Here is a 25,789-nt window from a genome sequence, read left to right on the forward strand (position 1 = left end):
ATTATACCTCTTCGACTTCGATTTGAGAATACAACGATTCTGCATTTTCTAAATTGACGTAACCCGTCTGTTCTTCCTGTGCATTTAACATGCCTAAAACATTAGCCTTTTTAAGTAATTCTGTATCAGGTAAGGCATGTACCAAACCTGCTGCAATACCTGCAACAGTTGAATCTCCTGATCCTACTGGATTGACGACTTTGATTTTTGGAATTTCCACACGATAGAACTTGTCATTGTGCTTGGCAAAAGCCCCCTGTGCCCCTAATGAGACGACTATCCACTCAATTCCTTGAAAAAGTTGACCCGACAAAACTGATTTCAACTCTTGAATATCATCAGTAACTTCTTTACCAATTAGTTGTGATAACTCCTCTGTATTCGGCTTAATAACTGTCGGCTTCTGCTGGCTTTCTAAAACGTTTTTCAGCGCCTCACCAGAACAATCCAGAACAACAGCTACACCGTATTTTTTACAAAGTTCTACAATCTCAACATAATAATTGCTAGCAAGTCCCTTAGGCAAACTTCCTGAAATGACAACTACATCTACATTGTTCAGAATAATTTCAAGGTGTTCGATAAAATTCAAGGCTTCGTGTTCATGAATAGTTGGGCCTTGTTCTAAAATCTCCGTCTGTTTGCCATCATGAAGAACCGCAATACAGTTACGTGTTTCGCTCCCGATTTCCACAAAGGAGTTTTTAATATCATTTCGAGTGAGTTGTTTCTTGACATAGCTCCCAATCTCACCGCCAATAAAGCCTGTTGCTACAACATCTTCACCAATTTGTTTCAAAACTCGTGTGACATTGAGCCCCTTGCCTCCAGCTGTTTTTTGAACTTTTTCTACTCGATTGACCGTATCCAAATGAAAGGTATCCAATTGATAGGCAATATCAACGGACGGATTTAAAGTGATTGTCAAAATCATGTGAGCCTCCTAGTCGTGGTATTCTCCACGATCCCACTTTTCAAGAAATTCCGTAAAGAACTCTGGATTAGCTTGCTCTTGATTGAGCGTTTCAACTGCAGCAATCTTTTCAATCAAACGTTTGTTTTCTTCAGTTGGTTTGTATTCTGCTTTAATGAAGGCTTCAATGATGTCGCACATGAGCAACTCACCTGTAATCTTTCCTCCAAAACCAATGACGTTGGCGTTTAACTCTTCTTTTGCATAGAGTGCAGAGGTCATATCACGAACCAAGGCTGATCGAACACCAGGAACCTTGTTTACAGCATTGTTGATTCCAACACCTGTTCCACAGATACAAATTCCCAAATCTGCTTGTCCGCTTGCAACAGCTTCACCAACTTTTTTACCAAAGATTGGGTAATGAGTACGAACATTGTCATAAGTCCCAAAGTCCAATACTTCATATCCTTGATTTTTCAAATAATCTACCACAGCGATTTTTTCATAGGTTACAATGTGGTCACAACCGATTGCAATTTTCATCTCTTATTCTCCTTTGTTTACAACAATTAGCACATTTTATTTAGCATATCGACACGAATTTGGTGACGGCCGCCATCATACTCACCTTCAACAAATCCTTTAACGATATTTTTAGCAATTCCTTCTCCTACAATCTCACTACCGATTGTAATAATACGCGAATTGTTGTGTCCTCTTGTCATATAGGCAGAGCGTTCGTCTGAAACTTCTGCAGCGATCATGCCTTTGACTTTAGTTGCGGTCATAAATGGACCAACACCATAAGCATCAATCACAATGCCAAGATTTCCTTCCTCTTGATTAACTTCTGCAACTACTGCCAAAGTTGTATCAACAAAATCACTTCCATCACTGACATCTTTAAAGTCATATGATTTTTCTAGCAAATAATCTTTAATAACGTCTTTTAGTTTTGAACCCGCTGGATCAGCACCGATAATGATTGTCATAACCTATCTCCTAACAAAAATAGAAAGTTGTAGCCATATTTGGCAGAAAATCTTTGTTTTGCAAAACTTAGAAAAAGCGTTTTCGCTTTTTATGTTTAAATTATACAACCAAATAAACATAAAGTCAACATGTTTTGTTTTATTTTTGTTTATTTTTTTCGTATGCAAACAAAAAACCAACATTCCGCTGTTGGTTTTGATAACTTTATGATTTTGTAGTGATAATTTCGATGTGCCTACTTAATAATTGGTAATTTTCATCCTTTGCATCCATATCGGTTACTAGAGCAGTTACATCATTCAAATCACAAAAGGAAGTAAAATCATCTTTTCCAATTTTCGAGGCATCTAGCAGTAGATATTTTTCTAAAGAATGTTTAATGGCAATATTTTGCGTATAAGCTTCGGCTAAGGTAGAGGTCATGACATCAGTTCCCTTAAGTCCGTTACCTGAAAAGAAAATCTTGCTGAATCGCATTTTTTCTAAACTTGTATTGGTAATTTCTCCTACAAAAGATTCTGTCACTTGGCGATATTCTCCTCCCAAGAGAAAGACTTGAAAATCCTCAGTCTTCTTTTGTGATAGGATGGTAAAAACAGGCATACAGTTTGTGATGACTGTTAGGCGAGGATTTTTAATGGCCTCAGCCAGAAAGGCCACTGTTGTTCCTGGACCTAAAAATACCGTGTCTCCATCTTCTATCAGCTGTGCAGCCCTTTCCGCTATCTCTTGTTTGGCTTCCTTATTCTGAATGTGTTTCTCAGAATGGGAATATTCCCGATATTGAAAAGCCTTATTACTTCTAGCACCGCCGTGAATTTTTGTTAAGACACCTTGCTCTTCCAGTTCAATAAAATCACGTCGAACAGTCATATCAGTAACATTTAGCAATTCAACAATCTCAGAAATTCGAACTGTGCCTTTTTTGTTTACCAATCGTGTAATTTCTTCTAGTCGTTCTCGTTTATTCATGTTTAATCCTTTGTTGTTTTTTACATTATATCAAAAATAAACAAGAATATGTTGGAATTTTGAACATTTGTTTTAAATGATAATTACAACTTTATTATGCGAGCAATCTTCGCGAGCAGGTTTTGCGCGGTTCGCAAAACATCGGTTCGTTAGAACCGACTGCAAGGAAAAAAGAAAGCATGGTGCTTTCTTTTTGGGCTGCAAGCCTACGTGTTTAGCGATGAGTAACGATAGTTTACTCACGCTAAACACGTATCTCATCAAAAATGAGATTATCTCAATAATAACATCAGTAGAATAAATAAAAATAGGCAGAAAATATCGAAATCTCCTGCCTTTTACCTATTCCACTTTTTGAGAAATAATGGATGGTTAGTTGGCATCTCGCTCGACAGAAAAGCTTGTAAAATTGTGACAAAGGCTCTGGGACACAATAGACCAGAGGAATTTCCTCGTTCCTACGCTTATATTTTATTGAAACGTTAGGTAGCATTGCACATTTTTCAAAAATCTAGCCTCAATTCATTACACATGTGGCATAATACTTGTATCTAGAAAATGAAAGGAATTTTATATGTTACCTCAAAATAATTCTCCTCTTCTGTTAAATAGACAACAAGCAGCTGAACTACTTGGAATAGATCCCAAATCATTTGATAAGTACATCAGAAATCACCCAGACTTTCAATGCTTTATGGTGGGAAAACAAGAGCGCTATTTGAAGTCAAAACTGGTTAAATTTATTGAAAGCCACTGCGATTGACGGATAATGATTGATAAAATTAGATTTTTCATATATCCTATATGTGACTAGTCTATTTTATCAATCATTTTTTATAGAAAGGCTGATAAAATGGCAACAATAACAAAACGTGGTAACTCTTACCGTGCAACTGTATCACTTTATAAGAAAGGAGAATATAAACGAGAAACTAAAACCTTTAGCAACAGAAAAGATGCTGAGCTTTGGACATTAGAAATGGAACTTGAAAAAGGTCGTGGCAAGAATATTGCCGAACGATCCACCCTATTTCCTGATTTTTATAGAAATTGGGTCCATACGGTCAAGAAAAATGATGTTCGCGAAGCCACCTTTATAAACTATAAACGAACTCTCGTAGTAGTTGATGACCTTTTTGATGGTATTCAACTTAAACACCTTGACGATCTCGTCATGCAAAAGAAAATCGACCAATATGCTGAAACCCACTCTAAAAAAACAGTAAAAGAACTTGTTCTTAAAATCCGTGGTTCACTGAAATATGCGTATGCTCGTGGTTTGATTAGTAATGACTTTGGTCATCTTTTGAAAGCAAAAGGACAAGAACAATCTAAACGAAATATACCACTATCTATCACAGAATTTAAAAAACTCAGACAATACTGCCTAAGTCATACTGAGGATGAATTTAATGTTCTTGTTGCTCTCGCCCTTGAGACAGGAGCAAGGCGTGGAGAACTTTTAGGAATTAAAAAAGAAGATATTTTTGAATATGGTATCAAAATTCTTCGATCAATTAGTCCAACTAATGACGATACCCAGCTTAAAACCAAACATTCTAAGCGTGATATTTCCATCAACGAAGATGTTTATCAAGCTGTGACAAAACTTGCACAAACAAAAGAAGGCTATATCTTTGATTGGAATGGATTCAAGCAAGCTAGTCAACTTCAAAAGCTGTTAAAACAGTTGGGATTAACAAAAACGACATTTCATGGACTTCGTGACACGCATGCCTCATTTCTCTTTTCAAAAGATATTAGCCTAGACTATATTTCTCGTCGTCTAGGTCATAACTCTATCTTAACAACACAACAGTATTATCTAGAATTGATGCCAGAAAAAAAGCACCAGCAAGATGCCGATGCTTTAAGTCTCTTAAACGACTTATCATTATAATTAACACCAACTGGCACCAAAAAAGCGCCATAATCGTTGGTATAATAAGGTTTTGATTAACGTTTTGAGAACTGGCTAGCTTTACGTGCTTTCTTAAGACCTGGTTTCTTACGTTCAACCATACGAGCGTCACGTGTAAGAAGGCCTGCGCGTTTCAATGAATCACGGAAGTCTGGGTCTACTTGAAGCAATGCACGCGCGATACCGTGACGGATCGCACCTGATTGACCACCGTAACCACCACCGTTCACGTTAACGAAAACGTCGTATGAACCTTGAGTTGAAGTTACTGCGAATGGTTGGTTGATAACCAAACGAAGATCAGCGTGTGGGATGTACTCTTCTACATCTTTTTTGTTTACTGTGATTTTACCAGTACCTGGGACCAAACGTACGCGTGCAACCGCGTTTTTACGACGACCAGTACCTGTGTATTGTGCTTGTGCCATTTAGATTACGTCCTTTCCCTTAGATAAGACCTGAAATATCAAGTACTTCTGGTTGTTGTGCAGCGTGAGTGTGCTCAGCACCTACAAACACTTTCAACTTCATGCCTTGTGCACGACCAAGTGTGTTGTGTGGAAGCATACCTTTAACTGATTTTTCAATCAAACGAACAGCGTTTTTAGAACGCAATTCACCAGCTGTGATTGATTTCAAACCACCTGGGTGCAATGAGTGAGTGTAGTACACTTTGTCAGTTGCTTTTTTACCAGTCAATTTCACTTTCTCAGCATTGATAACGATAACGAAGTCACCAGTATCAGTGTGAGGTGTGAAAGTTGGTTTGTTTTTACCGCGAAGAACGCTAGCAACTACTGCTGAAAGGCGTCCAAGAGGTACATCAGTAGCGTCTACTACATACCATTTACGTTCAACTTGGCCTGGTTTAGCCATAAATGTTGTTTTGTTCATGATTTCTCCTATACGAATCGTTTTTGTTTACTGGGCGGATGTTCCGGTCCGCGGGTATTTGGAAGGTTCCGGGGCCTTTCAAATGGGGTAAACAATACCGTCTACCATTCTATCAAAACTACTGTTCTCCGTCAAGTTATTTTACTTTACTTTTTTTATTTTTTGAAAGATGACAGAGCAGCTGAGAATGAAAGCCTTGGGATCTACTACTCTTCTCTAGTTCGCTTCCAATCAAAATGTGTCCCACTTACGCTATAGGCATGATAACCTCTCTTATTTAGAAAGGCCGCCGCTCGATTGGCATAGGTACAGAATAATCCCCTACAATACAGAATAATTGGTTTATCGCGCTTTAGTTCCTCTAAATGCTCCTCCAATTGACTGAAAGGAATATTCACCGCTCCATCTACATGCTCCAGCTCAAATTCACTAACGCTTCTTAGATCAACTAGTTGTGCCTGGCTAGAAAAGACCTTATCCTTGGCTTCATCTAAACCAATTGTTTGGATTGCTTTATCTTGCTCAATATAACTCTTTTCAATCCACCCTAACATCGGCGACCGTTCTTCACTAATGGAATGAATATCAGACAAGAGTTTTTCTACTGTCGGGGTGGAAATACTGTACCAAATATATTTTCCGTCTCTTTCAATTGAAACGAGGGACGCTTCCTTCAGAACTTGCAAATGCCTGGATGTATTAGCTGTTGTCATATCGGTCATTCTGGTTAGCTGTTCTACCGTCTTGGGTCCATGAATTAAACGGTGAAGTATCTCCAAGCGTTTTTCACTAGAAAGGGCTTTGGCGATCCGAACATATTCTAAAAATACTTGATCCATATAGTCACGATCTTGACTCATGATGACTCCTTGCTAAACTTACTATCTCCATTATAGCATATAGTAAAAATACTCTGCTAGTCAGAACTAACAAAGTATTTGTCCTTAATAATCTAGGAATTAGAGTTCTAATTTCTTGGCTACCGTATTACCTAGCACTCCACCCGTAACCAGAACAACTAAGAAAATCCATCCCGACAGAGAATAATTCGCAATCGGAGTAAAGAGAGCTCCTACATTACAGCCATTAGACAACCGCGTTCCAAAGCCCATCAATAAACCACCCAAGGCAAAGAAGAAAGCCTGTTTTGGAGTAATTTTCAACTCTGATTTGGCTACTTTGGTAAAGGTACCTGAAGTCAACAAGAAGAAAATTGTCCCTAACATGATTCCAAAGTTTTGTGTGCTAATTGGGTGTTCAAAGAATGGTGTTGAAAATGCTCCCTCTGGCATCAGGGTAAACTCCGCCAAACTACTTGCATCTATACCAAACAGCATCAAGAATTGGCCAAACCATAAACCGTAGGGAGTACTTGCACCCCAACCTGCTTTTGTCACTCCCATTAAGAGAGTAAAGAGAACGGCAAGAATAACCGCAGCTTTACGCAAAGACCATGCCTTTACAAACAAGCGATCATACCACCCTGCCTCATCCGCTGGATTTTCCAAAGACTCTGCCACTTCCATATCTTGAATTTTCTCGCCAAAGTGACCAGTATAGGTGCCGGCTTGCTTGCGTTTATTTTCATAACGATAAGAAAGCCAAATGACAATTCCACAGAGGAGACCGGTAAACATCAATGCTCCTAGATATCCACCCAGGCCATCAAATTTGAACAAGTCTGGTAGATAGACCCCTCCATATAATTTAGATCCCACTTCACTTGTAAACCAAGATTGTGTAATCCAACTAGCTGAATTCTGAATAGGGAATCCAATAAATACGCCCAAGCAGAAAAAGACCAATGTAATCAATCCACGAGGCAAGGCTGTCACCAAATCAGTCAATACGCCTGAGGCACAACAAGAAGAGAAGGTCATCCCAAATCCAAATAAAATCCCTCCTAAGAGAAGACCTAGATTAATGGGATTCACCCAAAGATCGTAAGAAGAAGCGTCTGCATTAAATAGAAAAGCGGTACTCAATAAAGTTGTAATAAAGAACATCATCATCATGGTCCGCATCAAGCGTGTAGAGCCTGTTCGATAGGCACGATTGACACTACCTGCAAATCCTGTATACCCTCGACTGAGTGTGTAGCCAAGAGCCGCACCTATCACCAGCCGAAAGAATAGCATATCCGATGACAATAATTTTGGCCCCAAAATCAGAATAGCTGCTCCTAATAGAAAACCGCTATAACGTTCTACATGTTTCATAAAAACTCCTTTTTATTTTGTTTATTCTTTGACAAATGAAAATAAAGAAATCCTAAACCGACCCAAATGCCCAAAATTCCAAATGAATAAGGAGACAACTGGCTCGGTGAATTTGGGAAAATAAGCAATAGTACAAACACAATCCCCACTAGCATTCCCAACAAACTTTGATACTTCATAACTCGTTTTTCTGTCAGCCGACTACTCACATAACAAACATAAGCGTAGGTGACTGCCGCCATCAAACTGGACAAATCAACGATATAGGAAATAACACTTCTCCCCAAGAGTGGCATCAGAATACTTACAACCGTTACAAACCGTAAAGCATTTTCTGGTATCTCATATTGATTTTCCTTAGCAAAGTGAGCAGGAAGTAATCCATGCGTCGCTAGAGAAGCTAATACTCGGCTACTTCCAACTAAAAAGCCGTTGATTCCGCCAACTACTGCGGCAAAAAGAGCAAGGCATAGACCAACAAAACCAACCCAGCCTGCATGTTCTAAAATGGCACTCCCCAAAGCCCAATCAAGCTGACTAGCCTGATTTGGAGAATAGGCTAAGGCTGTCATCACATTCAACATATTGTAAATGATCATCCCAATTATAGTTGCTAGAATCGTCATTCTTGTTGCGAAACGGAAAGGGAAACCAAGATCAGTCAAGACCTGCGGCACAATATCGAATCCAACAAAAAGAAAGGGAATAATGGCCAACACCTTCAAGATCGCAACGCTATCAATCTGAGACCTCTCTAAATAACTAGCCGCAAACTGAACACGATTTCCAGAAACGAGCATATAGATACAACTCACCACTACAATGGCTACCAGACTTATGATCAATATCTTTTGCAAACGCATGGAGAGAGAGACTCCCTGCAGATTGACCCAATAAAATACCAGGATTACTACTGTTGAAATCAGTACATCCGTGATATAGACTGGATAGGAAGCCGCAGTATAAAGATATCCAAAAGAAATACCTCCGAAAAGTTGTTTCAGAACCAGTACCACCGCAGTAGCATTCAAGGGAATCAAGGTCAGATAGCAAAATGTCAAGGCCCAGCCTACTAGAAAACCATGACCTCTTCCTAAATGTACGAATACATAGGAAAATTCTCCGCCACGTTCATGATGGTATTCAATCATGACATGGTAGCCCATCTGAATAAAATAAATCAGTACAGCTCCAAGAAAAAATGCAACTGCCGTGTTAAGCACTCCTGCTTCAGGCAGAAATTTTTTCCCTGGCAGATAGAAGGCACCCCAGCCAATAACCGACCCAATTACTAAGGAAATAACATCTAATTTTGATAAGGTCTGTCTGCCACTAGTCAAAGTTATACCCCGTCACGATTGGTCTTCTATCGGTCGTTTTATCCTTGAAATATTCATAATAACTCAAGGCAAGGAAGGAACCTTGGATATTGATAATATTGTCAAAGCCATAACCTTTCAAGGCGCGGATAGCATAATAGCTATTCCAAGAGGTCCGACAATGGATGTAAACCGGTCTGTCTTTCGGAATCTCCCCTAAGCGTTGTCGAATTTCATCGAGCGGAATATTTACTGCACCGATAACATGAGATTTGTCAAAAGCCTCCTTCCCACGAACATCGAGAATAAACGCACCTTCATCTACCAACTGACGAACACTTGTCACAGGTACTTGCTGATAGTCCCCATTGAGATAATTGAGGCCGACAATTCCAGCGAAGTTCACCACATCTTTTGCAGTTGAAAAAGCAGGAGCATAGCATAATTCCAAGTCTTTCAAATCTTCCAGGTAGCCCCCAAAACTAATCACGGTCGCAATGACATTGATGTTCTTAACAGGATTGCCCTTGCTGATGGCCTGGGCACCTACTATTTTTCCAGTCGGATACTGATAAAGTAATTTAAAGTGCATGGGTGCTGCATCTGGCATCAACCCAACACGGTCGTTTGGGATAACCAAGGCAACGCGATAATTGATACCAGCCTTTTGGCAGTCTTTTTCATTTAACCCTGTACTAGCCGCATTCAGACCAAAGACACGGATGCAAGAAGAACCAATCACGCCTCGATTGCGATTTTGTTTGCCCGAAATCGCATCTGCCACGTTTCTTGCTTGTTTTTGAGCAGGACCTGCAAGAGGTAGCCTTGTCTTTCTACCTGTAATCTGATGCACGACTTCAATAGCATCACCCACAGCATAGACATCTGGTAAGTTTGTTTGGTAGCGGTAGTCTACTTCAATCGCCCCTGTCTCCCCTAATTTTATGCCTGACTTGACTGCAAAATCAACATCTGGGCTGACACCGATAGCTACAATAACTGCTTGAGCGGGCAATCGTTTGCCACTCAGTAACACAACTTCCTTCTCTGTAATCTCGACAACACTATCCTCTAAGATTAGTTGCACACCATTGTCATAGAGTTCCTTGTGCAGCATCTGAACCATATCATCATCAAACGGAGTCATGATTTGAGCACTAGCTTCAACAAGGCTTACCTCTTTGCCAGAATGGCGCAAACATTCTGCTGCCTCGACACCAATAAATCCGCCACCAATCACAACGATTTGCTCTGCTTTTGAATACTTTAAATGCTGATCGATGTTGCGAACATCTGACACATTCTTCAATGCGAAAACATGAGGAGCATCAATCCCCTTTATGCTAGAGGGACGAATTGCCCTTGCCCCAGGTGACAAAATAAGGACATCATACCAATCTTGAAACTCTTCGCCAGTCTCAAGATTTTTTACGGTAACCTTATGTTCATCTGCAAGAATCTCTATCACTTCATGACGAACTTTGGCATCCAGATTATAGGTTTTCTTAAAACTCTCAGTATCATAAAAAACTAAATCCTCTATATTTTCGACCTCTCCGCTGAAATAGTTTGGCAAGCAACAGTTAGAGAAGGAAATGTCGTAACCCTTATCATAAATCTGTATCTGACTCTTTTCATCAATCCTACGAAGACGAGCTGCTACAGAGGCACCACCTGCAACACCACCTACAACTATATATTTCTTAGTCATCTTGACCTCCTTTGTGATTTTTTTCTCAAATACATTCTAACATTCAATTGATTGTTTGTCAACGGTTTCAAAATAAAAGAATGGACTTCTTTCCATTCTTCTAAAATTTACTCACCTACTGCCCTAGTTGTCCAGGCAAGACCAATTCGTCCACCGTCTAGCTCGGCGGATCTGTAAACCACCAGTCCCGGCCATCCAAGGCTTCTGGTTGGAACAACTTGACCAAGAAATAATCGGCCTCTGGGTCTGCCTGATAGCTAATGCCGACCTCCTTACCCTTGACAAAGCAAAATCGACTGTAGTAATCAGGAAAGCCTGTAATGACCGCCAAGACTGCTCTGCTATTTTCCGCCAAAGCCAACGAATGCTCTAAAAGTGCCTGACCATAACCACGGCCTTGCTGGTCTGGCGAGATGCTAAAGGGTCCAAAGAGCAGGCTGGCAAGCGAGTGCAGCCTACTGTAATCTCCGACACCACATAGAAGATATGCCCTACCAGCTGACCGTCGGCTTCCACCACAAGATTGAGATCTTGCCCGCGTAATTGATGAAAGTTCAGATGCTCCGTCGCACTCAGATAATAGGCCTTCAGTTTACTTTTAGTACAAGGCAACGAGTTGCAGACAGTACTGGAGTACGGCAAAACAAGTTAACGATGTAATAAAAGATAAACTGACGGATGAAAGACATTCCAAAAGGCGTCACGTGCTTGCTCTTCAACCGCACGCTGATCTTTTTCTTCTTCTCTTCTGATGATCAGTGACATTCTATCTCCTTACTGATTGACCTATTTTGAAATAGGTGTGCCGTTTGCCTCTGACTGCCAAGGACAGAGCCAAGATATTTTCAGGGTCTGGCATCCGACCGTAGCCTCCGTCCCCAATATGGTGGATGTCCGAGCCCACTCGCTTGTTGCTGAGCCCAAACTCCCGCACCGTCTGGCTATCCGCACTCTCCTGGCTGGTCCCAATGGTCGAAATGACCAGGCCGCCACGCGCCTTGACCTGACTGACGATTGGTGCCACAATCTCTTCCCGCACACCCGGCACCGTTCCAACCGCAGGAATGAGGACACCGTCTGCCCCCAAGTCCACAAAATCCAGCAGGACTTGACTGTCCACGACCGACTCTCCCAGACCTGCACCGTGCATTTTCCCCGCAAAGATGAGGCCCTCAAAGTGTTCTTTGGCAAGGCCAATAGCAGAGCGGATTGCAGCCATGGACACACCCGTAGCAGGATTGCCTGTCAGCATGATAAAATCTACGCCAAGGGCTTGGGCCTGTCGCAAACTTTTTGGACTAACCTGACGACCCGGTTTGAGAAAGACCTGCTGGTCTTGGACTTCCTGGCTACTGTCCACAGGCTCCAAGTTAATCCCAACCAATCGACCTGTCAACCGCTTAATTTCAGCGATGGGATTGTCGCAGTCGTAAAAATCAACAATCTCCGGATGAAACACATCTAATTCGTTGAGCACCAAGAGGTCACAACCAAAGGCAGCCATCATCTCCGCATTGGTCACTCCTGCAATCAAGGGAGCCGCCGTAACCACTGTTTCTCCCATGATAATCCGACCTTCACTGGATAGAATGGACTGCTTGAGCTCCTCCTTGGTCGCTCCCAGCAAGTCACTGGCATAACAAGACAACAAGCGTTTCATAAGAACCTCCACATCGAAATTAGTTTGTAATCGCTTTCTGTTTTTGTAAAAAGAAAAGAGATTATCTCTCTTCTTTATTGATTGATAGGATAGCCAGTACCCCTGTACCCGTATGAGTGGCAATAATCGGACCCAACTCCGTCAAGAGCACATCTGCTACCTGACTATCCTCCAATAAGCTAGCCTTAACTGCTTCGGCAGCCGCTCTATCACCTGTATAGGCTACCATTACTGTAGAATGATCCAATTTATCAAGGGTCAGGTTCAGCATTTCCTTGATTCCTTTTTTGCGACCACGGATTTTAGCAATCGCTTCTAACTTTCCTTCCGCATTGAGCGCAAGGAGAGGCTTGATATTCACTAAACCACCGATTAAACCTGCAGCTTTGGACAGACGACCACCACGCACTAAGTGTTGTAAATCATCAACTAAGAGATAGGTCCGTAAGCGCGGTACCAAATCTTCTACGATTGCCATAGTCTCTGCCAACGTCTTACCCGCAGCACGCGCTTGAACCGCCTGCATGACCAAGTAACCTTCACCGATAGATGCCGCCTTGGTATCGACAATCTCGATATGGGCTTGTGGATACTTATCCAAGACCATGTCACGGGCAATGGTACTGCTCTGGTAAGTCCCTGAAAGGGCAGATGAGAAAGCGAGATAAAGCACCTCTTGACCTTCCTTGGCTGCCGCTTCAAAAACTTCCTCAAATTGACCAACATTGACCTGACTGGTCGTTGGCAGTCCTCCTGTTGCCATTTTCTCCAGCAAATCTGCTGAGGTCAAGCGGTTTTCCCCAACGGTTTCATAGGTTACGCCGTCTAGGTTAATGGTCAAACCAAGCACGGTCACATCATTTTCTTGGACCCAGCTGATTGGCAAATCCGATGTCGAATCGGTTACGATTATAAATGTCACTCTTTCATTTCCTCCATCATTTCTTTTAAGGCTTGAAAATTCCCATCTGACCAGGGATTGAGCCGCGGGGTGTAAAGTTCGACCTGGTCCACAAACTTGTCCAAGTCCTTTTTGATGACCCTGGCTCTCTCCTCTAACTCACGCGCCGAAATCCGTAAGGCCCCTTGTGAAAAGACCACCCATTGTTCGTTGAGGTCGCTGGTTGCGACGGAAACCTGCTTGCGACGGTCACTATTGAGCTGGGCGCTGAGTCGTTCGATATAACTATCTGCCGTCTCTTCCTCCTCTGTAAAAATGACCGACACTTTGAATTCGTCATACTGTTGGCGAAGACCTGGCACATGGTGGGCATCAAAGACACAAATCACCTCAATCTGTTCAAAGGCTGCGTAGTGAGACAAGGTTCGAAGCAAGGTCGTTCTGGCCGCATCCAAGTCTCCCTTTTTAAAATCTTGCTTGGTGGCCTGCCAAAAGGCAATCATGTTGTAGCCATCTACAATGAGAATTTTTTCTTTCATTTAGATTTTCTTCCGAAATACTTCATACATCAGCACAGCTGCTGCTATGCTGGCGTTGAGAGATTGGACATGGCCCTTCATAGGAATGGTAATCATCTCATCAACCTGCTTTTTGATATTGCTGGAAATGCCCTTGCCTTCGTTGCCGATAATAAGGGCTAGCTTGCCAGCTGTATTCCACTTGTGGCTTGGGGTCCCGTTCATATCGGTACCAAATACCCAGAAACCAGCCTCCTTGAGCTTGTCGAGGGTTTGGCTGAGATTGGTTACTCGGGCGATTGGGACATGGGCCACCGCACCCGTGGAAGTCTTAGCCACAACAGGCGTCACACCAACTGCTCGGTGCTTGGGAATGATGATGCCTGCCACCTGAGTGGCATCTGCGGTCCGTAAAATCGAGCCGAAGTTGTGGGGGTCTGTCAGACCGTCCAAGATGAGAATGAGAGGATTATCTTCCTGCTCTGTTTTTTCCAAAATCACCGAAAGGTCCGCATAGGCAAACTCAGAGACCCGCAGGACAAAGCCTTGGTGGACAGCACCGTCTGTCATGTCGGACAGGGTCTTCTTGGGCGTCCAAGAAATCGACACCTTCTTCTCTGCTGCCAGCGCCTTGATCTTTTCTACATTTTTTCCGCGCAAATCATCCTGAATGTAGAGTTTGTTGCCGGTGTTGGCCTCCAAACTCTCCACCACAGCATGTACGCCATATACGATATCATTTTGTTCCATAAGAGTATTATAGCATAGGTTACTTGAAAAATGGCACTCACTGTGTCCCAGCTGAAATACTTGACCACATTACCAATATATGTTATCCTTATGCCTATTACTTGTCCGTACAAGCGGACACAAAAGGAGAACGTATGACACTTATTTTTGGAATTGTTGCGGGTCTGATTGCCTTTGCAATCGGTGGTTTGTGGTATGGTTTGATTTTCCGCGATGCTTGGATCAAGGCTTCAGGCATTGACATGGCTAAGGTAGAAGCAGATCGTCAGGCTGGAAAAAATGGCCAGAAGGAAATGGTGATTTCCCTTGTCATTGAAGTGCTGACTGCCATCATTGCTATTTTCTTCATTAAGACCCTCGGTGTTTCACCACTTCACGCAGCTGGCGGCATGGGCATAATTGCGGTCCTTGCTTCATTGAAAAACTACATCTTTGAGCAACGCCCCATCAACCTTATCCTTATCAACGAAAGCTACAAACTAGTCTGCTACCTAGTAGTCGGTATTCTGGCTCTATTTGCATAAGCGTAACCCTCCTAGCTTTAGGAGGGTTTTGTTTTATGGTACAATAGAAACAGATTAAGACCAAAGGAGCCACCATGTCCCTCTCCCTCCGAACGATTAAACTGATATTTGCCACCGTCCTAGCCATTTACCTAGCGACCGCCCTGGGTTTGTCCTATGCGACGGCAGCTGGCATCATCGCCATTCTCAGCGTCCTCGACACCCGCAAGTCCAGCTTCAAAATGGCTCGCAACCGCCTCTTCTCCACCCTCCTGGCCCTGACCACAGCTGTCCTGACCTTCGCCCTCTTTGGCTTCGGCATCTGGACCCTGGGCATCTACCTAGCCCTCTACGTCCCCCTGGCCTACCGTTTCAACTGGGAGGCAGGCATTGCACCCTCGACCGTCCTTGTCACCCATCTCTTGCTAGAGCAAGATATTTCGCTGATTTTTTTGGGAAATGAGCTGACGCTTTTTCTGATTGGGGCAGGACTGGCACTTTTGTTTAACCTCTATATGCCCTCACAAGAAAAGAAAATCCAGGCCTATCACGACCAAGTCGAAGACCTGCTCAGGCAGATTCTCCTTCGCTTTGAAGCCTTTCTGCTTAATGGTGACGGACGAAACGAGGCAGAATTGATTACGCAGCTGGATAAGACCTTGGATGAAGCCCTGAAAGTCGTCTATCTGGACCGCCACAATCAACTCTTCCAGCAGACCAACTACCAAGTCCATTACTTTGAAATGCGGGCCGCACAAAACAAAATCCTGCGGACCATGGCAGGAAATATCAACAAGTGTTTACTGGAAGGCAGAGAAAATGTCATCCTGTCCAGCCTCTTTGAGCGAGCAGCCCAACAACTGAGCCGAGAAAACTCCGCCAAGGAACTGCTCCTGGACATCGATCTCTTCCATGCCACCTTCCGCGAGCGACCTCTGCCACAAACAAGGGAAGAATTTGAAACCCGTGCCACCCTCTTCCAACTCCTACACGACATGGAAGCCTTTATTCGCCTCAAGGTTAATTTTTATGAAGTTTATAAAGATGAAGAACCGTCAGTTTAAACCGACGGTTCTTCTATTTTTCCATGAAATTCATCTGATACTTGGTTGTGCAAATGCACGAAAGATAGGCCCATCATGACCGCATTCCCTGCAACTGCAATCATAAATTCTTCCTTGGAAGATACCTTTCCTAGCCAAATGGAGAGGATTAAAATGAGATTATAAAGCAAAATATAAAGAGACGTTATACGAATTTTTCTCAGTAGCGACTTCATAGGAACCTCCTGTAAGTGTTTTCTATATTTATTATATAGAATTCAAGAAGCAATTGCACGTATTTATGTGTTCTTAGCCAAAAACCGCCAGATTTTCATCCGACGGTCAGGTGTTTTATGAACGATTTTAGAAAGGTTAGACAATCGCCTTGCTTGTTTCATCATCAAAGAAATGAGCTTTGTTGAGGTTGAAGGTCAAGCGAACTTTATCTCCTGGGTTGTGGTAGTCGCGTGCATCAACACGAGATACAAACTCTGTGCTACCTACTTTAGAGTAGAGCATGGTTTCTGCACCGAGAAGCTCAGATACAACTACTTCTGCTTCTACGATGGAAGATGGGTATGTGTCCAATTCCAACTGAGAAGCCTTGATGTCTTCTGGACGGATACCGAGGGTAAATGATTTGCCATTGTAGCCTTTTTCTTCCAAGTGTTTGCGACGTCCTTCTGGAAGATCCACCTTGAAACCATCTCCAACAAGAACGCCATCTTGAAGCGTAACTGTGAAGAAGTTCATAGCTGGGCTACCGATGAAGCTAGCAACAAACTTGTTAACAGGGCGGTTGTAGAGCTCTTCTGGGCTACCGATTTGCTCGATACGACCGATTGTACCAGTACCTGCTGGGTTTTTAGTCGCAGACATGATAACGATACGGTCAGCCAAGGTCATGGCTTCTGTTTGGTCGTGGGTTACGTAGATGGTTGTTGCACCGATACGGCGGTGGATTTTAGCAATCTCTGTACGCATGGATACACGCAATTTGGCATCCAAGTTTGACAAAGGTTCATCCATCAAGAATACTTTTGCATCACGAACGATGGCACGACCCATGGCAACACGTTGGCGTTGTCCACCTGAAAGGTCTGCTGGTTTGCGTTCCAAGAATTCTGTCAAGCCAAGAATTTGGGCAGCTTCTTCCACACGTTTTTTGATTTCGTCCTTGCTGTATTTACGCAATTTCAAACCAAAAGCCATGTTGTCAAATACAGTCATGTGTGGGTAGAGGGCATAGTTCTGGAATACCATGGCAATGTCACGGTCTTTTGGAGCCACATCATTCATGAGAACGCCGTCGATGTATGCTTCCCCTTCTGTGATATCTTCCAAACCAGCAATCATACGAAGAGTTGTTGACTTACCGCATCCTGAAGGACCTACGAATACGATAAACTCCTTGTCCTTGATGTCCAAGTTGAAGTCTTCAACAGAGTAGTGCTCGCTGTTTGGGTATTTTTTGTAAATGTTTTTTAAATTCAATTGAACCATGTTCAATCCTCGCTTTCTTTGATAGTTTTATTATAAATGAAAACGCTCTATTTTTCTCTGTCAATATGAACAAAAATAAAAAAATCTTTTGTACATCTTGCACAAAAGATTAAAAATCCTGTTCCATGATGACCTGATAGCAAACAGCTAAATCCGTCAACTCTTTTAATTGCAAGCCCGTCCAATCATACCATTTATCCAAACGGTACTGAAGGGTATTCCGATGAATATAGAGGGACTGGGCCGCCTTTGTTAATACAGCCCCCTCTTTCCAAAGCGCCTGAATTTCCTTTTCCATTTGCTGGTAGGCAATCATATCTCCCAGACCTCTTCTGATAATAGGATAAAGCTGACCAGCCCATAGATGAAGCTGACTAAAAGTTAGTAGACCAGACTGATGATGGCTTAATCTCCAGTGCTGAAAGAGAGATTGTTCTGCCTGAATGAGCATGGGCCAGGATTGCAGCAATCTTGCTGGCCAGATCTGACCTAGAAACAAGGTCATTCGCAACCCAAAATCAAACTCCATGGTCGCAAGGGTATCACCTAGGATTTCTCTAACATCAAATAGAGAGGAGCTGTCTAAGACAAAGCTGTAGTCCTGACCATTGGTCGTGTAGTAGCTCTGAAGATTGGGCAGAAGCTTGGTCATCATATCCAGCCAAGCTTGCTTCCCCTCTTCATCTGATACCGTCCAAATATGAGCGTGGATAACTTGAAGTTTACTTAGAGCCTGTGGAAGGGGGCCCATCCCCTGAAGATAACGAGCCCAAGGATGACCTGCCTCCTGGGGTAGTTCACCCAAGAATAACTGCAACAGGCCCCGTTCTCGCTCTGTGATATCCTCTTGAGCTATCACGAGCCAGGTCCCATCAGCTAGAGGCAAATGAATGCCTACTCCATCTACTTTTTCAGCTACCATTTTTGCTTTTGGAAATAATTTCTGTAATTGATCCTTACTGGTCATCTGGCCTCACTTTCATTCTATCATGACGGTTTCTTAATGGTTAGCTTCGATAAACCCAAGACACCAAGCCACCAACTCCTCCAAGCGTTCAATCTGCTCAGTCATGTGCAGGTATCCCAAGACCGCCTCAAAGCCTGTGGACATCCGATAGGTGACCACGTCCGCATTCTTGGCCTTGGTGTGACTGTTGGTATTGCGACCCCGCTTGTAGATTTCTTCCTCTTTTTCTGTCAATAGCTGAGCTTCTAAGAGGGCAGAGATCAGGCTTGCCTGAGCCTTGGCCGACACATACTTGTTAGCCTCTCCGTGCAATTTGTTAGGCTTGGTCAGCCCCTTGAAAATCAAGTGCCGTCTGACATACATGGAATAGACAGCATCCCCTTCAAAAGCCAGGGCGATGCCATTGATGAGATTGACATCTACTGCCTTAGTCACGTGTCCACCTCACACCATCCTTGGTATCCAAGAGCTTGATGCCTTGGGCTGCCAATTGATCTCGAATACGGTCAGCCGTCGCAAAGTCCCGATTGGCACGCGCTGCTTGACGCTCTGCTATCAAGGCTTCGATCTCGCTGTCCAAGACTTCTTCTTCAAAGACAATACCAAAGACGGCGAGCATCTTGCCAAAGGCTTCTTTTACAGCTTCATCATAATTGCCTGAGTTGATCCACTTGGCAAAGTCAAAGATAGCCGTAATCCCATTTGCCGCATTGAAATCATCATCCATTGCTGCTTCAAAGGCTGCCAAATACAATTCAAGAGCTGACTTATCCACAGAGTTTTGCACAGGTTGTGTATAAGTATTTTTCAGATATTTGAGATTGATTTCCGCATCTGAAATAGCCTTCTCAGTGTAGTTGAGTGGACGGCGGTAGTGCTGGGTCGATAGGAAGAATCGCAAGACCTGCCCGTCGATTTGTTCCAACATATCATGAGCTGTCAGGAAATTGCCCAAGGACTTGGACATCTTCTCATCATTGATATTGAGCATGGCATTGTGCATCCAATAATTCGCAAAAGTCTGACCAGTCTTGCACTCAGACTGGGCAATCTCATTGGTATGGTGAGGGAATTCCAAGTCCGCACCACCACCGTGAATGTCAATAGTGTCTCCCAAAATCTCTGTCGCCATAACCGAACACTCGATATGCCAACCTGGACGACCTGCTCCCCAAGGGCTTTCCCAAGATACTTCACCTGGCTTGGCAGTTTTCCACAGGGCAAAATCAAAAGGGTGTTCTTTGAGTTGACCTTCTCCCTCAACACGACCAGAAGCCCCAGCTTCTAAGTCAGACAGGGTTTTGTTGGCCAAACGGGCATAATTGGCTGCCTTTTCCACACGGAAATAGACATCTCCAGCCGCCTCGTAGGCATAGCCCTTGTCAATCAAGACCTGCACAAAATCGATGATTTCATCCATATAGTCAATAACGCGAGGGTTTTTGGTAGCAGGCTTGACACCCAGTTTTGCCACATCTTCCTTGAAAGCTGCGATAAACTTATCAGATAGTTCCTTGGTTGTCATGCCAGCTTCATTAGCAGCCTTGATAATCTTGTCATCCACATCCGTAAAGTTAGAAATGTAAGCTACATCAAAGCCACGGTATTCAAAATAGCGGCGGATGGTATCAAAGGCCACGACGCTACGGGCATTACCGATATGGATATAGTTGTAAACCGTCGGACCGCAAACATACATCTTGACCTTGCCCTCTTCCAAGGGCACAAAGTCACGCAAACTGCGAGTCATGGTATCGTAGATTTTAATCATAGTTTCTCCATTACTTCTGAGTATTCTTTAGGACTTGATACTTTTGATACAATTTTACTAGCCAATAAGCTGTCGCTGCCAACCAAATCATCCCTAACTGCCAGTTTCCTTGGGAGAATTTAAGGATAAACATGATTGTCCCAGCAATGGCGGTCAACACATAAGGCCAGTTTTGTCTTACTAATTTTTTTAACATGATCTACTTTCTAATTTTCTTGCAATGGCCATGGCCACTTCAAAGAAGGTCATACTGTCAGCCGTCCGTTCTTCCCGACGGGTATCCCACTCGTTCTTGTGGTGGTCCACATAGTCTGCCGTGTAGAAAAATTGATAGACCTTGGCCTGACGATAATTGGCCCAGGCCATGATAGCAGAAGCTTCCATATCGACCACCATGGCACCAGCGGCTAGGCGACGTTTGACCTTGGCAGCCGTTTCCCGATAGAAAGCGTCCGTGGTCCAGGTCTTGGCCCGCACATGCTCGATTCCCGCTTGGTCCAAGGCCTTTTCCATGGTTAATAGCAGAGCAGAATCATAGCTGATTTCCTCGCTGGCAGGAGCGTAGTGGTAACTAGTCCCCTCGTCCCGAAGGGCAGAGCTAGGAATAATAATCTTATCCGCAGCAAGCGACTTATCCAGCACCCCACAAGAACCCAGAACGATAAAGTTCTCAAACCCACAGGCCTTCAGTTCTTCCAGATGACCAACCGCCATGGGAGCACCAATGACTGCCAACATGACCGCAACACACAGTCCGTCCCTCTCTAAAATATACCAAGGGTGACAACCATTTAAGGTCTGTAAATGACCACCTTCCCTGCGTTCAGGCAACTGACGGACACGGTCTACGATTTCCCCATTGAAGGAGAAAATCATGGTGTCACATACCTCACCGCCACCACGAATAGCCTTATCCGTTGGTTCAATGACTGCAGAGGTGTTTTCAAATTCTTCTAGTAGCATATCATTCTCCTTTTGGGTCTAGGTAAACTACTTGTGTCTGCTTTGTAAAACCGATAGTTTCATACAGCCGCTTAGCGATGAGGTTATCATCTTCGACAGCGATTTGAAAAGGTTTGTCGTTTTTCCTGATAAGGTCATTGATGACAGCTTTGACTAAGTAAGTACCATATCCTTTTCGTTGCTGGTCTGGGGCAATAGCTAAACCGTAAAGGTAGTTATCATCGGTCGAGATATCTACTGTGCAAGAACCGATAACCGCTCCGCTATGTTCCAAAAGATAAAGCAAGCTATCTGCATCAGCGATAGCCTCACGCACGTAACGAAGAGCCACCTCGTAGTCGCTATCAAAGACCTGTGTCTGAAAACGTGCAATGTCATCTGCATGGTGAGCCTGTGCCAAACTTACTGTGAGTTCAGCCTGTTGTGAGAACTGATAAGGCTCTCGCTCACGTACCAGCCATGTCTCAGTATCCGTATTTTCAACCAAGTCCCATGCTGTCGCAAGGTCTGGGTGCTTGTCCAGAAAGGCACGTTCGGTCTGAAAGGTCACACTAGCGATAGGATAGTTTGCCGTCTTCATCTGGTAGCAATCATAGAGCTTGCCTGCCAGACCCTGTCTGCGGTAGTCTGGGTGCACGATAATCGCAAGTTCTACATCCTCATCATCAGCATACACAGTCAAGAGCCCCACCAACTGTTCGCCTTGATAAGCCAAGAAAAAAGCTGGCATTTCAGGGTCAAAGTTGAGCATATTTGACAGGTAAGGGGCACGATAGGTTCCGTCATGGGATTGTACAGTGCTTATCAGAGTTTTTGCTGCGGATAATTGCTGAAGATTTAGGACATTAGTTGCTGTTATCATGCTTATTTTTCCTCTCTATGGCTAACTCACATAGGACTTACCATATGTGGCTTTCCTACAAATGCGACGAATGATGGCTGGCTTCTCTCAGCTCTGCCAGTTTGGTAGTGTAGTGTTCACGACCACCTTCCATGTCATGAATGACCTTCTCATCTTTTTGACCATGCACACGGACAATTTTAGCTGGCATGCCGACTACTGTCACATCTGCTGGAACATCGGCTAGGACAACGGCAGCTGCACCCACTTTAGCATTTTCCCCAATCTCAATGGGACCAATGACTTGGGCGTGGGCAGAAACCAGAGCTCCTCTTCGCACAGTCGGATGGCGTTTGCCACAATCCTTACCCGTTCCACCAAGCGTTACGCCGTGGTAAAGCATGACACCTGATTCGATAATGGCGGTTTCTCCAATGACCAAACCGGCTCCATGGTCAATGAAGACTCCCGAAGCAATCTCGGCACCTGGATGAATTTCAATATTAGTCCAAAAACGCCAAAATTGGCTGTGCATCCGAGCTAGTAATTTAAAACCTTTTTTCCACATCCAGTGGGACAAACGGTGGGCAGCCAAGGCCTTGACACCTGGGTAGGTCAAAAGAACTTCCAAGGTCGTCCGTGCTGCCGGATCTTTTTCTTTTACAATCTCAATGGTGTCCTTCCACCAACCCATAGTCACTCCTTCTAGCGAGAAGACAAGCCCGCTACCGAACTTGTCTACTCAGCTTATTTCTTTTCAACCTTGTGGAATTTGAATTCACCAAAGTTGTTGTCTTTTTTCTCTTTGTTGTCTTTATGACGGCGTGGTCTGTCAGAACGCTCGCGTTTTTCTGGTTCCACATAACCTTCTGGTTTTGGAAGAAGAGCCTTCATAGAAGCATCAACACGACCTTTATCGTCAATCTTGATAACTTTGACATCGACAATATCGCCAATTTCAACCAAATCTTCTGGTTTATTGACACGGGTCCAAGCCATTTCAGAAACGTGGACCAGGGCATCTGTCTTGTCAAAGAGGTTGACAAAGGCACCGAATTTCTCCAAACGAACCACTTTTGCTTGGAAGACTTCGTCCACTTTTGCTTCGCGAACAAGTCCAGCGATGATTTCCTTGGTCCGCTCAATCGCATCGCGATCTGGTGAGAAGATAGCTACAAGCCCGTCTTCGTCGATATCGATTTTCACGCCAGTTTCTGCAATAATCTTATCGATAGTCTCGCCACCCTTACCGATGACAATCTTGATCTTATCGACATCAATCTTGATAGTGTCAATCTTCGGTGCAGTTGGTGCCAAGTCAGGACGAACTTCTGGGATCGTCGCTTCAATCACATCAAGGATTTCAAAGCGAGCTTTCTTAGCCTGTGCCAAGGCTTCTTCCAAGATTTGCGGTGTGATACCGTCAATCTTGATGTCCATCTGAAGAGCTGTGATACCATCACGGGTACCAGCCACCTTGAAGTCCATGTCGCCAAAGTGGTCCTCAAGACCTTGAATATCGGTCAAGACGGTGTAGTTTGTCCCGTCTGAAATCAGACCCATGGCAATCCCTGCAACTGGTGCCTTGATTGGCACACCACCTGCCATGAGGGCAAGGGTACCAGCTGTGATAGAAGCCTGTGAGGAAGAACCGTTTGACTCCAAGACTTCTGCTACCAAGCGGATAGCGTAAGGGAAGTCATCTAGGCTTGGCAGGACTTGCTCAAGGGCACGCTCACCAAGGGCTCCGTGACCGATTTCACGACGACCAGGTGCTCCGTAACGACCTGTTGATCCCACTGAGTATTGTGGGAAGTTGTAGTGGTGTAAGAAACGTTTCTTATACTCATCATCCAAACCGTCGATGATTTGGGTTTCACCCATTGGTGCCAAGGTCAAGACAGAAAGAGCTTGGGTTTGACCACGGGTAAAGAGACCTGAACCGTGAACATTTGGCAAGAAGTCCACTTCTGCATCCAGCGGACGAATCTCATCGACACGGCGACCGTCTGGACGAACCTTGTCTTCTGTAATCAAACGACGAACTTCTGCGTGCTCCATGAGTTCCAAGATTTCATGGACATCCCGCATGATGCGGTCAAATTCTTCGTGCTCAGCGTATTTCTCTTCATAAGCTGCGATGACGGTTTCACGAACGGCATTGGTCGCATCTTCACGGGCCAATTTTTCTTCAACCTGCACCGCTTTTTTCAAATCATCATTGTAAGCTGCAACAATCTCAGCCTGCAATTCTGGGTCCACTTGAAGGAGCTCCACATCTGCTTTTTCCTTGCCGACTGCTGCCACGATTTGATTTTGGAATTCCAAGAGTTCTTGAATAGCAGCATGACCTTTCAAGAGGGCTTCCAACATAATGTCTTCAGACAATTCTTTGGCACCAGACTCAACCATGTTGATGGCGTCCTTGTTACCAGCTACTGTCAAGTCAAGGAGAGACTCTTCCATTTGAGCCTTGTCAGGGTTGATGATGAGTTCACCATTGACATAGCCAACCTGCACACCTGCGATTGGACCGTTGAAAGGAATGTCTGAGATTGCCAATGCCAATGAAGAACCGAACATGGCTGCCATTGGAGCAGAAGCATCTGGATCGTAAGAAAGCACTGTGTTGATGACTTGAACTTCGTTACGGAAGCCTTCCGCAAACATTGGACGGATTGGGCGGTCAATCAAACGAGCTGTCAAGGTCGCATCAGTTGACGGACGGCCTTCACGCTTCATCCAGCCACCTGGGAATTTCCCAGCGGCGTACATTTTTTCTTCATAGTTGACTTGGAGGGGGAAGAAGTCTCCCGTCGCCATTTTTTTGGACATAACCGCCGCAGTCAAGACTGTGGAGTCGCCGTAGCGAACAACAACCGCACCGTTGGCTTGTTTGGCAACCTGGCCAGTTTCAACAACCAATTTCTTGCCAGCAAAAACCGTTTCAAATACTTGTTTTGACATGAATTGTCTCCTATTTTTTCTGAAATTTTTCTTGCGTGTTTTCTACAAAAGACAATCAAACAAGCTTGTTTCACTCTCTTTTGCACAAAACCACGCATACCTCATATTTTATCATATTTGAAGGAAAATGTGGGAAATTGAGAAAGCAATTTCTGCTAAAATAAGATGAAAAACGAATGAGTAACTCAAAAAAGAGAAATTGAAGCAGAAATCAATACCTTGCACAGCCTAAAAACTCGGAAAAAAGAAAAGGGAAAAACAAAAAAGAACCTGAAAAACAGGCTCTTTCTGAATTGTTGACACGAACTTTGTTCGCTTCATCTCCAATCTCCAACAGTCTATCCCAAGACTGTATTGACACGAACTACGTTCGCTTCATTTCCAACCTCCAACAGTCTATCCCAAGACTGTATTGACACGAACTACGTTCGCTCCATCTCCAACCTCCAACAGTCTA

28 protein-coding genes are annotated in these 25,789 nt (G+C 43.8%); 4 read left to right on the forward strand and 24 right to left on the reverse strand.

The window, feature by feature from the left end; translation table 11 throughout:
* Window position 1: 1 nt before the first annotated feature.
* The 4 genes from PW220_RS08770 to PW220_RS08785 all read right to left on the reverse strand — a co-directional run bounded on the left by PW220_RS08770 (window position 2) and on the right by PW220_RS08785 (window position 2,881).
* Entirely contained in the window at window positions 2-934 is a 933-nt protein-coding gene (locus tag PW220_RS08770) for a tagatose-6-phosphate kinase (RefSeq protein WP_248055459.1), read from the reverse strand.
* A gap of 9 nt (window positions 935-943) precedes the next feature.
* On the reverse strand, window positions 944-1,459 hold the full coding sequence (gene lacB, locus PW220_RS08775; RefSeq protein WP_018031055.1) for a galactose-6-phosphate isomerase subunit LacB: 516 nt from the start codon (window positions 1,457-1,459) through the stop codon (window positions 944-946).
* Window positions 1,460-1,485: 26 nt separating this feature from the next.
* Window positions 1,486-1,908, reverse strand: coding sequence for a galactose-6-phosphate isomerase subunit LacA (lacA, locus tag PW220_RS08780; RefSeq protein ID WP_002941127.1), 423 nt, complete (start codon window positions 1,906-1,908; stop codon window positions 1,486-1,488).
* Between the two features lie 205 nt (window positions 1,909-2,113).
* On the reverse strand, window positions 2,114-2,881 hold the full coding sequence (locus PW220_RS08785; RefSeq protein ID WP_248055460.1) for a DeoR/GlpR family DNA-binding transcription regulator: 768 nt from the start codon (window positions 2,879-2,881) through the stop codon (window positions 2,114-2,116).
* 574 nt (window positions 2,882-3,455) lie between these two features.
* On the opposite strand from PW220_RS08785, the gene PW220_RS08790 reads away from it, so the two are divergent.
* Together PW220_RS08790 and PW220_RS08795 are read left to right on the forward strand one after the other, a co-directional pair.
* Window positions 3,456-3,644 carry a helix-turn-helix domain-containing protein gene (locus PW220_RS08790; protein WP_248055461.1) on the forward strand — a complete coding sequence of 63 codons (189 nt, stop codon included), beginning with the start codon at window positions 3,456-3,458 and terminating at the stop codon, window positions 3,642-3,644.
* 90 nt (window positions 3,645-3,734) lie between these two features.
* Complete coding sequence (locus PW220_RS08795; RefSeq protein ID WP_248055462.1) at window positions 3,735-4,781, forward strand: tyrosine-type recombinase/integrase; 1,047 nt, start codon at window positions 3,735-3,737, stop codon at window positions 4,779-4,781.
* Window positions 4,782-4,837: 56 nt separating this feature from the next.
* Here PW220_RS08795 and rpsI read toward each other — a convergent pair whose 3' ends face one another.
* The 11 genes from rpsI to rlmB form a co-directional block, all read right to left on the reverse strand.
* Window positions 4,838-5,230 carry a 30S ribosomal protein S9 gene (gene rpsI / locus PW220_RS08800; protein WP_002942223.1) on the reverse strand — a complete coding sequence of 131 codons (393 nt, stop codon included), beginning with the start codon at window positions 5,228-5,230 and terminating at the stop codon, window positions 4,838-4,840.
* Window positions 5,231-5,249: 19 nt separating this feature from the next.
* Entirely contained in the window at window positions 5,250-5,696 is a 447-nt protein-coding gene (gene rplM, locus PW220_RS08805; RefSeq protein ID WP_027972471.1) for a 50S ribosomal protein L13, read from the reverse strand.
* 206 nt (window positions 5,697-5,902) lie between these two features.
* A complete protein-coding gene (locus PW220_RS08810; RefSeq protein WP_158457243.1) occupies window positions 5,903-6,556 on the reverse strand; it encodes an ArsR/SmtB family transcription factor in 654 nt (217 codons plus the stop codon).
* Window positions 6,557-6,655: 99 nt separating this feature from the next.
* Window positions 6,656-7,915 carry a YeeE/YedE family protein gene (locus PW220_RS08815; RefSeq protein ID WP_248033835.1) on the reverse strand — a complete coding sequence of 420 codons (1,260 nt, stop codon included), beginning with the start codon at window positions 7,913-7,915 and terminating at the stop codon, window positions 6,656-6,658.
* Window positions 7,912-9,255, reverse strand: coding sequence for an APC family permease (locus PW220_RS08820; protein ID WP_248055463.1), 1,344 nt, complete (start codon window positions 9,253-9,255; stop codon window positions 7,912-7,914). Before PW220_RS08820 ends, PW220_RS08815 begins: the two co-directional genes overlap by 4 nt.
* A complete protein-coding gene (locus PW220_RS08825; RefSeq protein ID WP_248055464.1) occupies window positions 9,248-10,945 on the reverse strand; it encodes an FAD-dependent oxidoreductase in 1,698 nt (565 codons plus the stop codon). Before PW220_RS08825 ends, PW220_RS08820 begins: the two co-directional genes overlap by 8 nt.
* Before the next feature lie 157 nt (window positions 10,946-11,102).
* Window positions 11,103-11,306 (reverse strand): hypothetical protein, encoded by a 204-nt coding sequence (locus PW220_RS08830; RefSeq protein WP_248055466.1) that lies wholly within the window; start codon window positions 11,304-11,306, stop codon window positions 11,103-11,105.
* Between the two features lie 405 nt (window positions 11,307-11,711).
* Entirely contained in the window at window positions 11,712-12,605 is an 894-nt protein-coding gene (locus PW220_RS08835; protein ID WP_248055468.1) for a DUF7916 family protein, read from the reverse strand.
* A 61-nt stretch (window positions 12,606-12,666) separates the two neighbouring features.
* Window positions 12,667-13,527: a DegV family protein gene (locus PW220_RS08840; RefSeq protein WP_248055469.1), complete on the reverse strand. Its 861-nt coding sequence runs from the start codon at window positions 13,525-13,527 to the stop codon at window positions 12,667-12,669.
* Complete coding sequence (locus PW220_RS08845; RefSeq protein ID WP_248055470.1) at window positions 13,524-14,045, reverse strand: NYN domain-containing protein; 522 nt, start codon at window positions 14,043-14,045, stop codon at window positions 13,524-13,526. Before PW220_RS08845 ends, PW220_RS08840 begins: the two co-directional genes overlap by 4 nt.
* A complete protein-coding gene (rlmB, locus tag PW220_RS08850) occupies window positions 14,046-14,774 on the reverse strand; it encodes a 23S rRNA (guanosine(2251)-2'-O)-methyltransferase RlmB (RefSeq protein WP_248055472.1) in 729 nt (242 codons plus the stop codon).
* Window positions 14,775-14,908: 134 nt separating this feature from the next.
* Between rlmB and PW220_RS08855 the strand changes: the two genes are divergently transcribed.
* Together PW220_RS08855 and PW220_RS08860 are read left to right on the forward strand one after the other, a co-directional pair.
* Entirely contained in the window at window positions 14,909-15,298 is a 390-nt protein-coding gene (locus tag PW220_RS08855) for a DUF1761 domain-containing protein (protein WP_248044332.1), read from the forward strand.
* 74 nt (window positions 15,299-15,372) lie between these two features.
* A complete protein-coding gene (locus PW220_RS08860; RefSeq protein ID WP_248055474.1) occupies window positions 15,373-16,341 on the forward strand; it encodes an aromatic acid exporter family protein in 969 nt (322 codons plus the stop codon).
* A 351-nt stretch (window positions 16,342-16,692) separates the two neighbouring features.
* Here the strand turns inward: PW220_RS08860 and PW220_RS08865 are convergent, their stop codons facing one another.
* The 9 genes from PW220_RS08865 to pnp form a co-directional block, all read right to left on the reverse strand.
* A complete protein-coding gene (locus tag PW220_RS08865) occupies window positions 16,693-17,823 on the reverse strand; it encodes an ABC transporter ATP-binding protein (protein WP_172008975.1) in 1,131 nt (376 codons plus the stop codon).
* 109 nt (window positions 17,824-17,932) lie between these two features.
* Window positions 17,933-18,790: a helix-turn-helix domain-containing protein gene (locus PW220_RS08870; RefSeq protein WP_248055475.1), complete on the reverse strand. Its 858-nt coding sequence runs from the start codon at window positions 18,788-18,790 to the stop codon at window positions 17,933-17,935.
* Window positions 18,791-18,823: 33 nt separating this feature from the next.
* The gene (locus tag PW220_RS08875) at window positions 18,824-19,225 is read right to left on the reverse strand and encodes a Mini-ribonuclease 3 (protein ID WP_248055482.1); all 402 of its coding nucleotides are present in this window, start codon (window positions 19,223-19,225) and stop codon (window positions 18,824-18,826) included.
* Entirely contained in the window at window positions 19,218-20,561 is a 1,344-nt protein-coding gene (cysS, locus tag PW220_RS08880; protein ID WP_248055485.1) for a cysteine--tRNA ligase, read from the reverse strand. The genes PW220_RS08875 and cysS overlap by 8 nt, the downstream gene beginning before the upstream one ends.
* 10 nt (window positions 20,562-20,571) lie before the next feature.
* Window positions 20,572-20,757 (reverse strand): hypothetical protein, encoded by a 186-nt coding sequence (locus tag PW220_RS08885; RefSeq protein WP_248055486.1) that lies wholly within the window; start codon window positions 20,755-20,757, stop codon window positions 20,572-20,574.
* A complete protein-coding gene (locus PW220_RS08890; RefSeq protein WP_248055487.1) occupies window positions 20,751-21,524 on the reverse strand; it encodes a nucleoside phosphorylase in 774 nt (257 codons plus the stop codon). Before PW220_RS08890 ends, PW220_RS08885 begins: the two co-directional genes overlap by 7 nt.
* Before the next feature lies 1 nt (window position 21,525).
* Entirely contained in the window at window positions 21,526-22,386 is an 861-nt protein-coding gene (locus tag PW220_RS08895) for a GNAT family N-acetyltransferase (RefSeq protein WP_248055489.1), read from the reverse strand.
* A gap of 55 nt (window positions 22,387-22,441) precedes the next feature.
* Window positions 22,442-23,059 carry a serine O-acetyltransferase gene (gene cysE, locus PW220_RS08900; RefSeq protein ID WP_024378261.1) on the reverse strand — a complete coding sequence of 206 codons (618 nt, stop codon included), beginning with the start codon at window positions 23,057-23,059 and terminating at the stop codon, window positions 22,442-22,444.
* A 53-nt stretch (window positions 23,060-23,112) separates the two neighbouring features.
* Window positions 23,113-25,332, reverse strand: coding sequence for a polyribonucleotide nucleotidyltransferase (pnp, locus tag PW220_RS08905; protein WP_248055496.1), 2,220 nt, complete (start codon window positions 25,330-25,332; stop codon window positions 23,113-23,115).
* Window positions 25,333-25,789: the final 457 nt, after the last annotated feature.

The organism is Streptococcus sp. 29892 (assembly GCF_032594935.1).
Classification (GTDB): Bacteria; Bacillota; Bacilli; order Lactobacillales; family Streptococcaceae; genus Streptococcus; species Streptococcus hyiners.

Excerpts from the sequence above, each read along its gene's own strand:
- PW220_RS08770 (WP_248055459.1), bottom strand. The coding sequence starts at position 934 with ATGATTTTGACAATCACTTTAAATCCGTCCGTTGATATTGCCTATCAA.
- lacB (WP_018031055.1), bottom strand. The coding sequence starts at position 1,459 with ATGAAAATTGCAATCGGTTGTGACCACATTGTAACCTATGAAAAAATC.
- lacA (WP_002941127.1), bottom strand. The coding sequence starts at position 1,908 with ATGACAATCATTATCGGTGCTGATCCAGCGGGTTCAAAACTAAAAGAC.
- PW220_RS08785 (WP_248055460.1), bottom strand. The coding sequence starts at position 2,881 with ATGAATAAACGAGAACGACTAGAAGAAATTACACGATTGGTAAACAAA.
- PW220_RS08790 (WP_248055461.1), top strand. The coding sequence starts at position 3,456 with ATGTTACCTCAAAATAATTCTCCTCTTCTGTTAAATAGACAACAAGCA.
- PW220_RS08795 (WP_248055462.1), top strand. The coding sequence starts at position 3,735 with ATGGCAACAATAACAAAACGTGGTAACTCTTACCGTGCAACTGTATCA.
- rpsI (WP_002942223.1), bottom strand. The coding sequence starts at position 5,230 with ATGGCACAAGCACAATACACAGGTACTGGTCGTCGTAAAAACGCGGTT.
- rplM (WP_027972471.1), bottom strand. The coding sequence starts at position 5,696 with ATGAACAAAACAACATTTATGGCTAAACCAGGCCAAGTTGAACGTAAA.
- PW220_RS08810 (WP_158457243.1), bottom strand. The coding sequence starts at position 6,556 with ATGAGTCAAGATCGTGACTATATGGATCAAGTATTTTTAGAATATGTT.
- PW220_RS08815 (WP_248033835.1), bottom strand. The coding sequence starts at position 7,915 with ATGAAACATGTAGAACGTTATAGCGGTTTTCTATTAGGAGCAGCTATT.
- PW220_RS08825 (WP_248055464.1), bottom strand. The coding sequence starts at position 10,945 with ATGACTAAGAAATATATAGTTGTAGGTGGTGTTGCAGGTGGTGCCTCT.
- PW220_RS08835 (WP_248055468.1), bottom strand. The coding sequence starts at position 12,605 with ATGAAACGCTTGTTGTCTTGTTATGCCAGTGACTTGCTGGGAGCGACC.
- PW220_RS08845 (WP_248055470.1), bottom strand. The coding sequence starts at position 14,045 with ATGAAAGAAAAAATTCTCATTGTAGATGGCTACAACATGATTGCCTTT.
- rlmB (WP_248055472.1), bottom strand. The coding sequence starts at position 14,774 with ATGGAACAAAATGATATCGTATATGGCGTACATGCTGTGGTGGAGAGT.
- PW220_RS08855 (WP_248044332.1), top strand. The coding sequence starts at position 14,909 with ATGACACTTATTTTTGGAATTGTTGCGGGTCTGATTGCCTTTGCAATC.
- PW220_RS08860 (WP_248055474.1), top strand. The coding sequence starts at position 15,373 with ATGTCCCTCTCCCTCCGAACGATTAAACTGATATTTGCCACCGTCCTA.
- PW220_RS08865 (WP_172008975.1), bottom strand. The coding sequence starts at position 17,823 with ATGGTTCAATTGAATTTAAAAAACATTTACAAAAAATACCCAAACAGC.
- PW220_RS08870 (WP_248055475.1), bottom strand. The coding sequence starts at position 18,790 with ATGACCAGTAAGGATCAATTACAGAAATTATTTCCAAAAGCAAAAATG.
- cysS (WP_248055485.1), bottom strand. The coding sequence starts at position 20,561 with ATGATTAAAATCTACGATACCATGACTCGCAGTTTGCGTGACTTTGTG.
- PW220_RS08885 (WP_248055486.1), bottom strand. The coding sequence starts at position 20,757 with ATGTTAAAAAAATTAGTAAGACAAAACTGGCCTTATGTGTTGACCGCC.
- PW220_RS08890 (WP_248055487.1), bottom strand. The coding sequence starts at position 21,524 with ATGCTACTAGAAGAATTTGAAAACACCTCTGCAGTCATTGAACCAACG.
- PW220_RS08895 (WP_248055489.1), bottom strand. The coding sequence starts at position 22,386 with ATGATAACAGCAACTAATGTCCTAAATCTTCAGCAATTATCCGCAGCA.
- cysE (WP_024378261.1), bottom strand. The coding sequence starts at position 23,059 with ATGGGTTGGTGGAAGGACACCATTGAGATTGTAAAAGAAAAAGATCCG.
- pnp (WP_248055496.1), bottom strand. The coding sequence starts at position 25,332 with ATGTCAAAACAAGTATTTGAAACGGTTTTTGCTGGCAAGAAATTGGTT.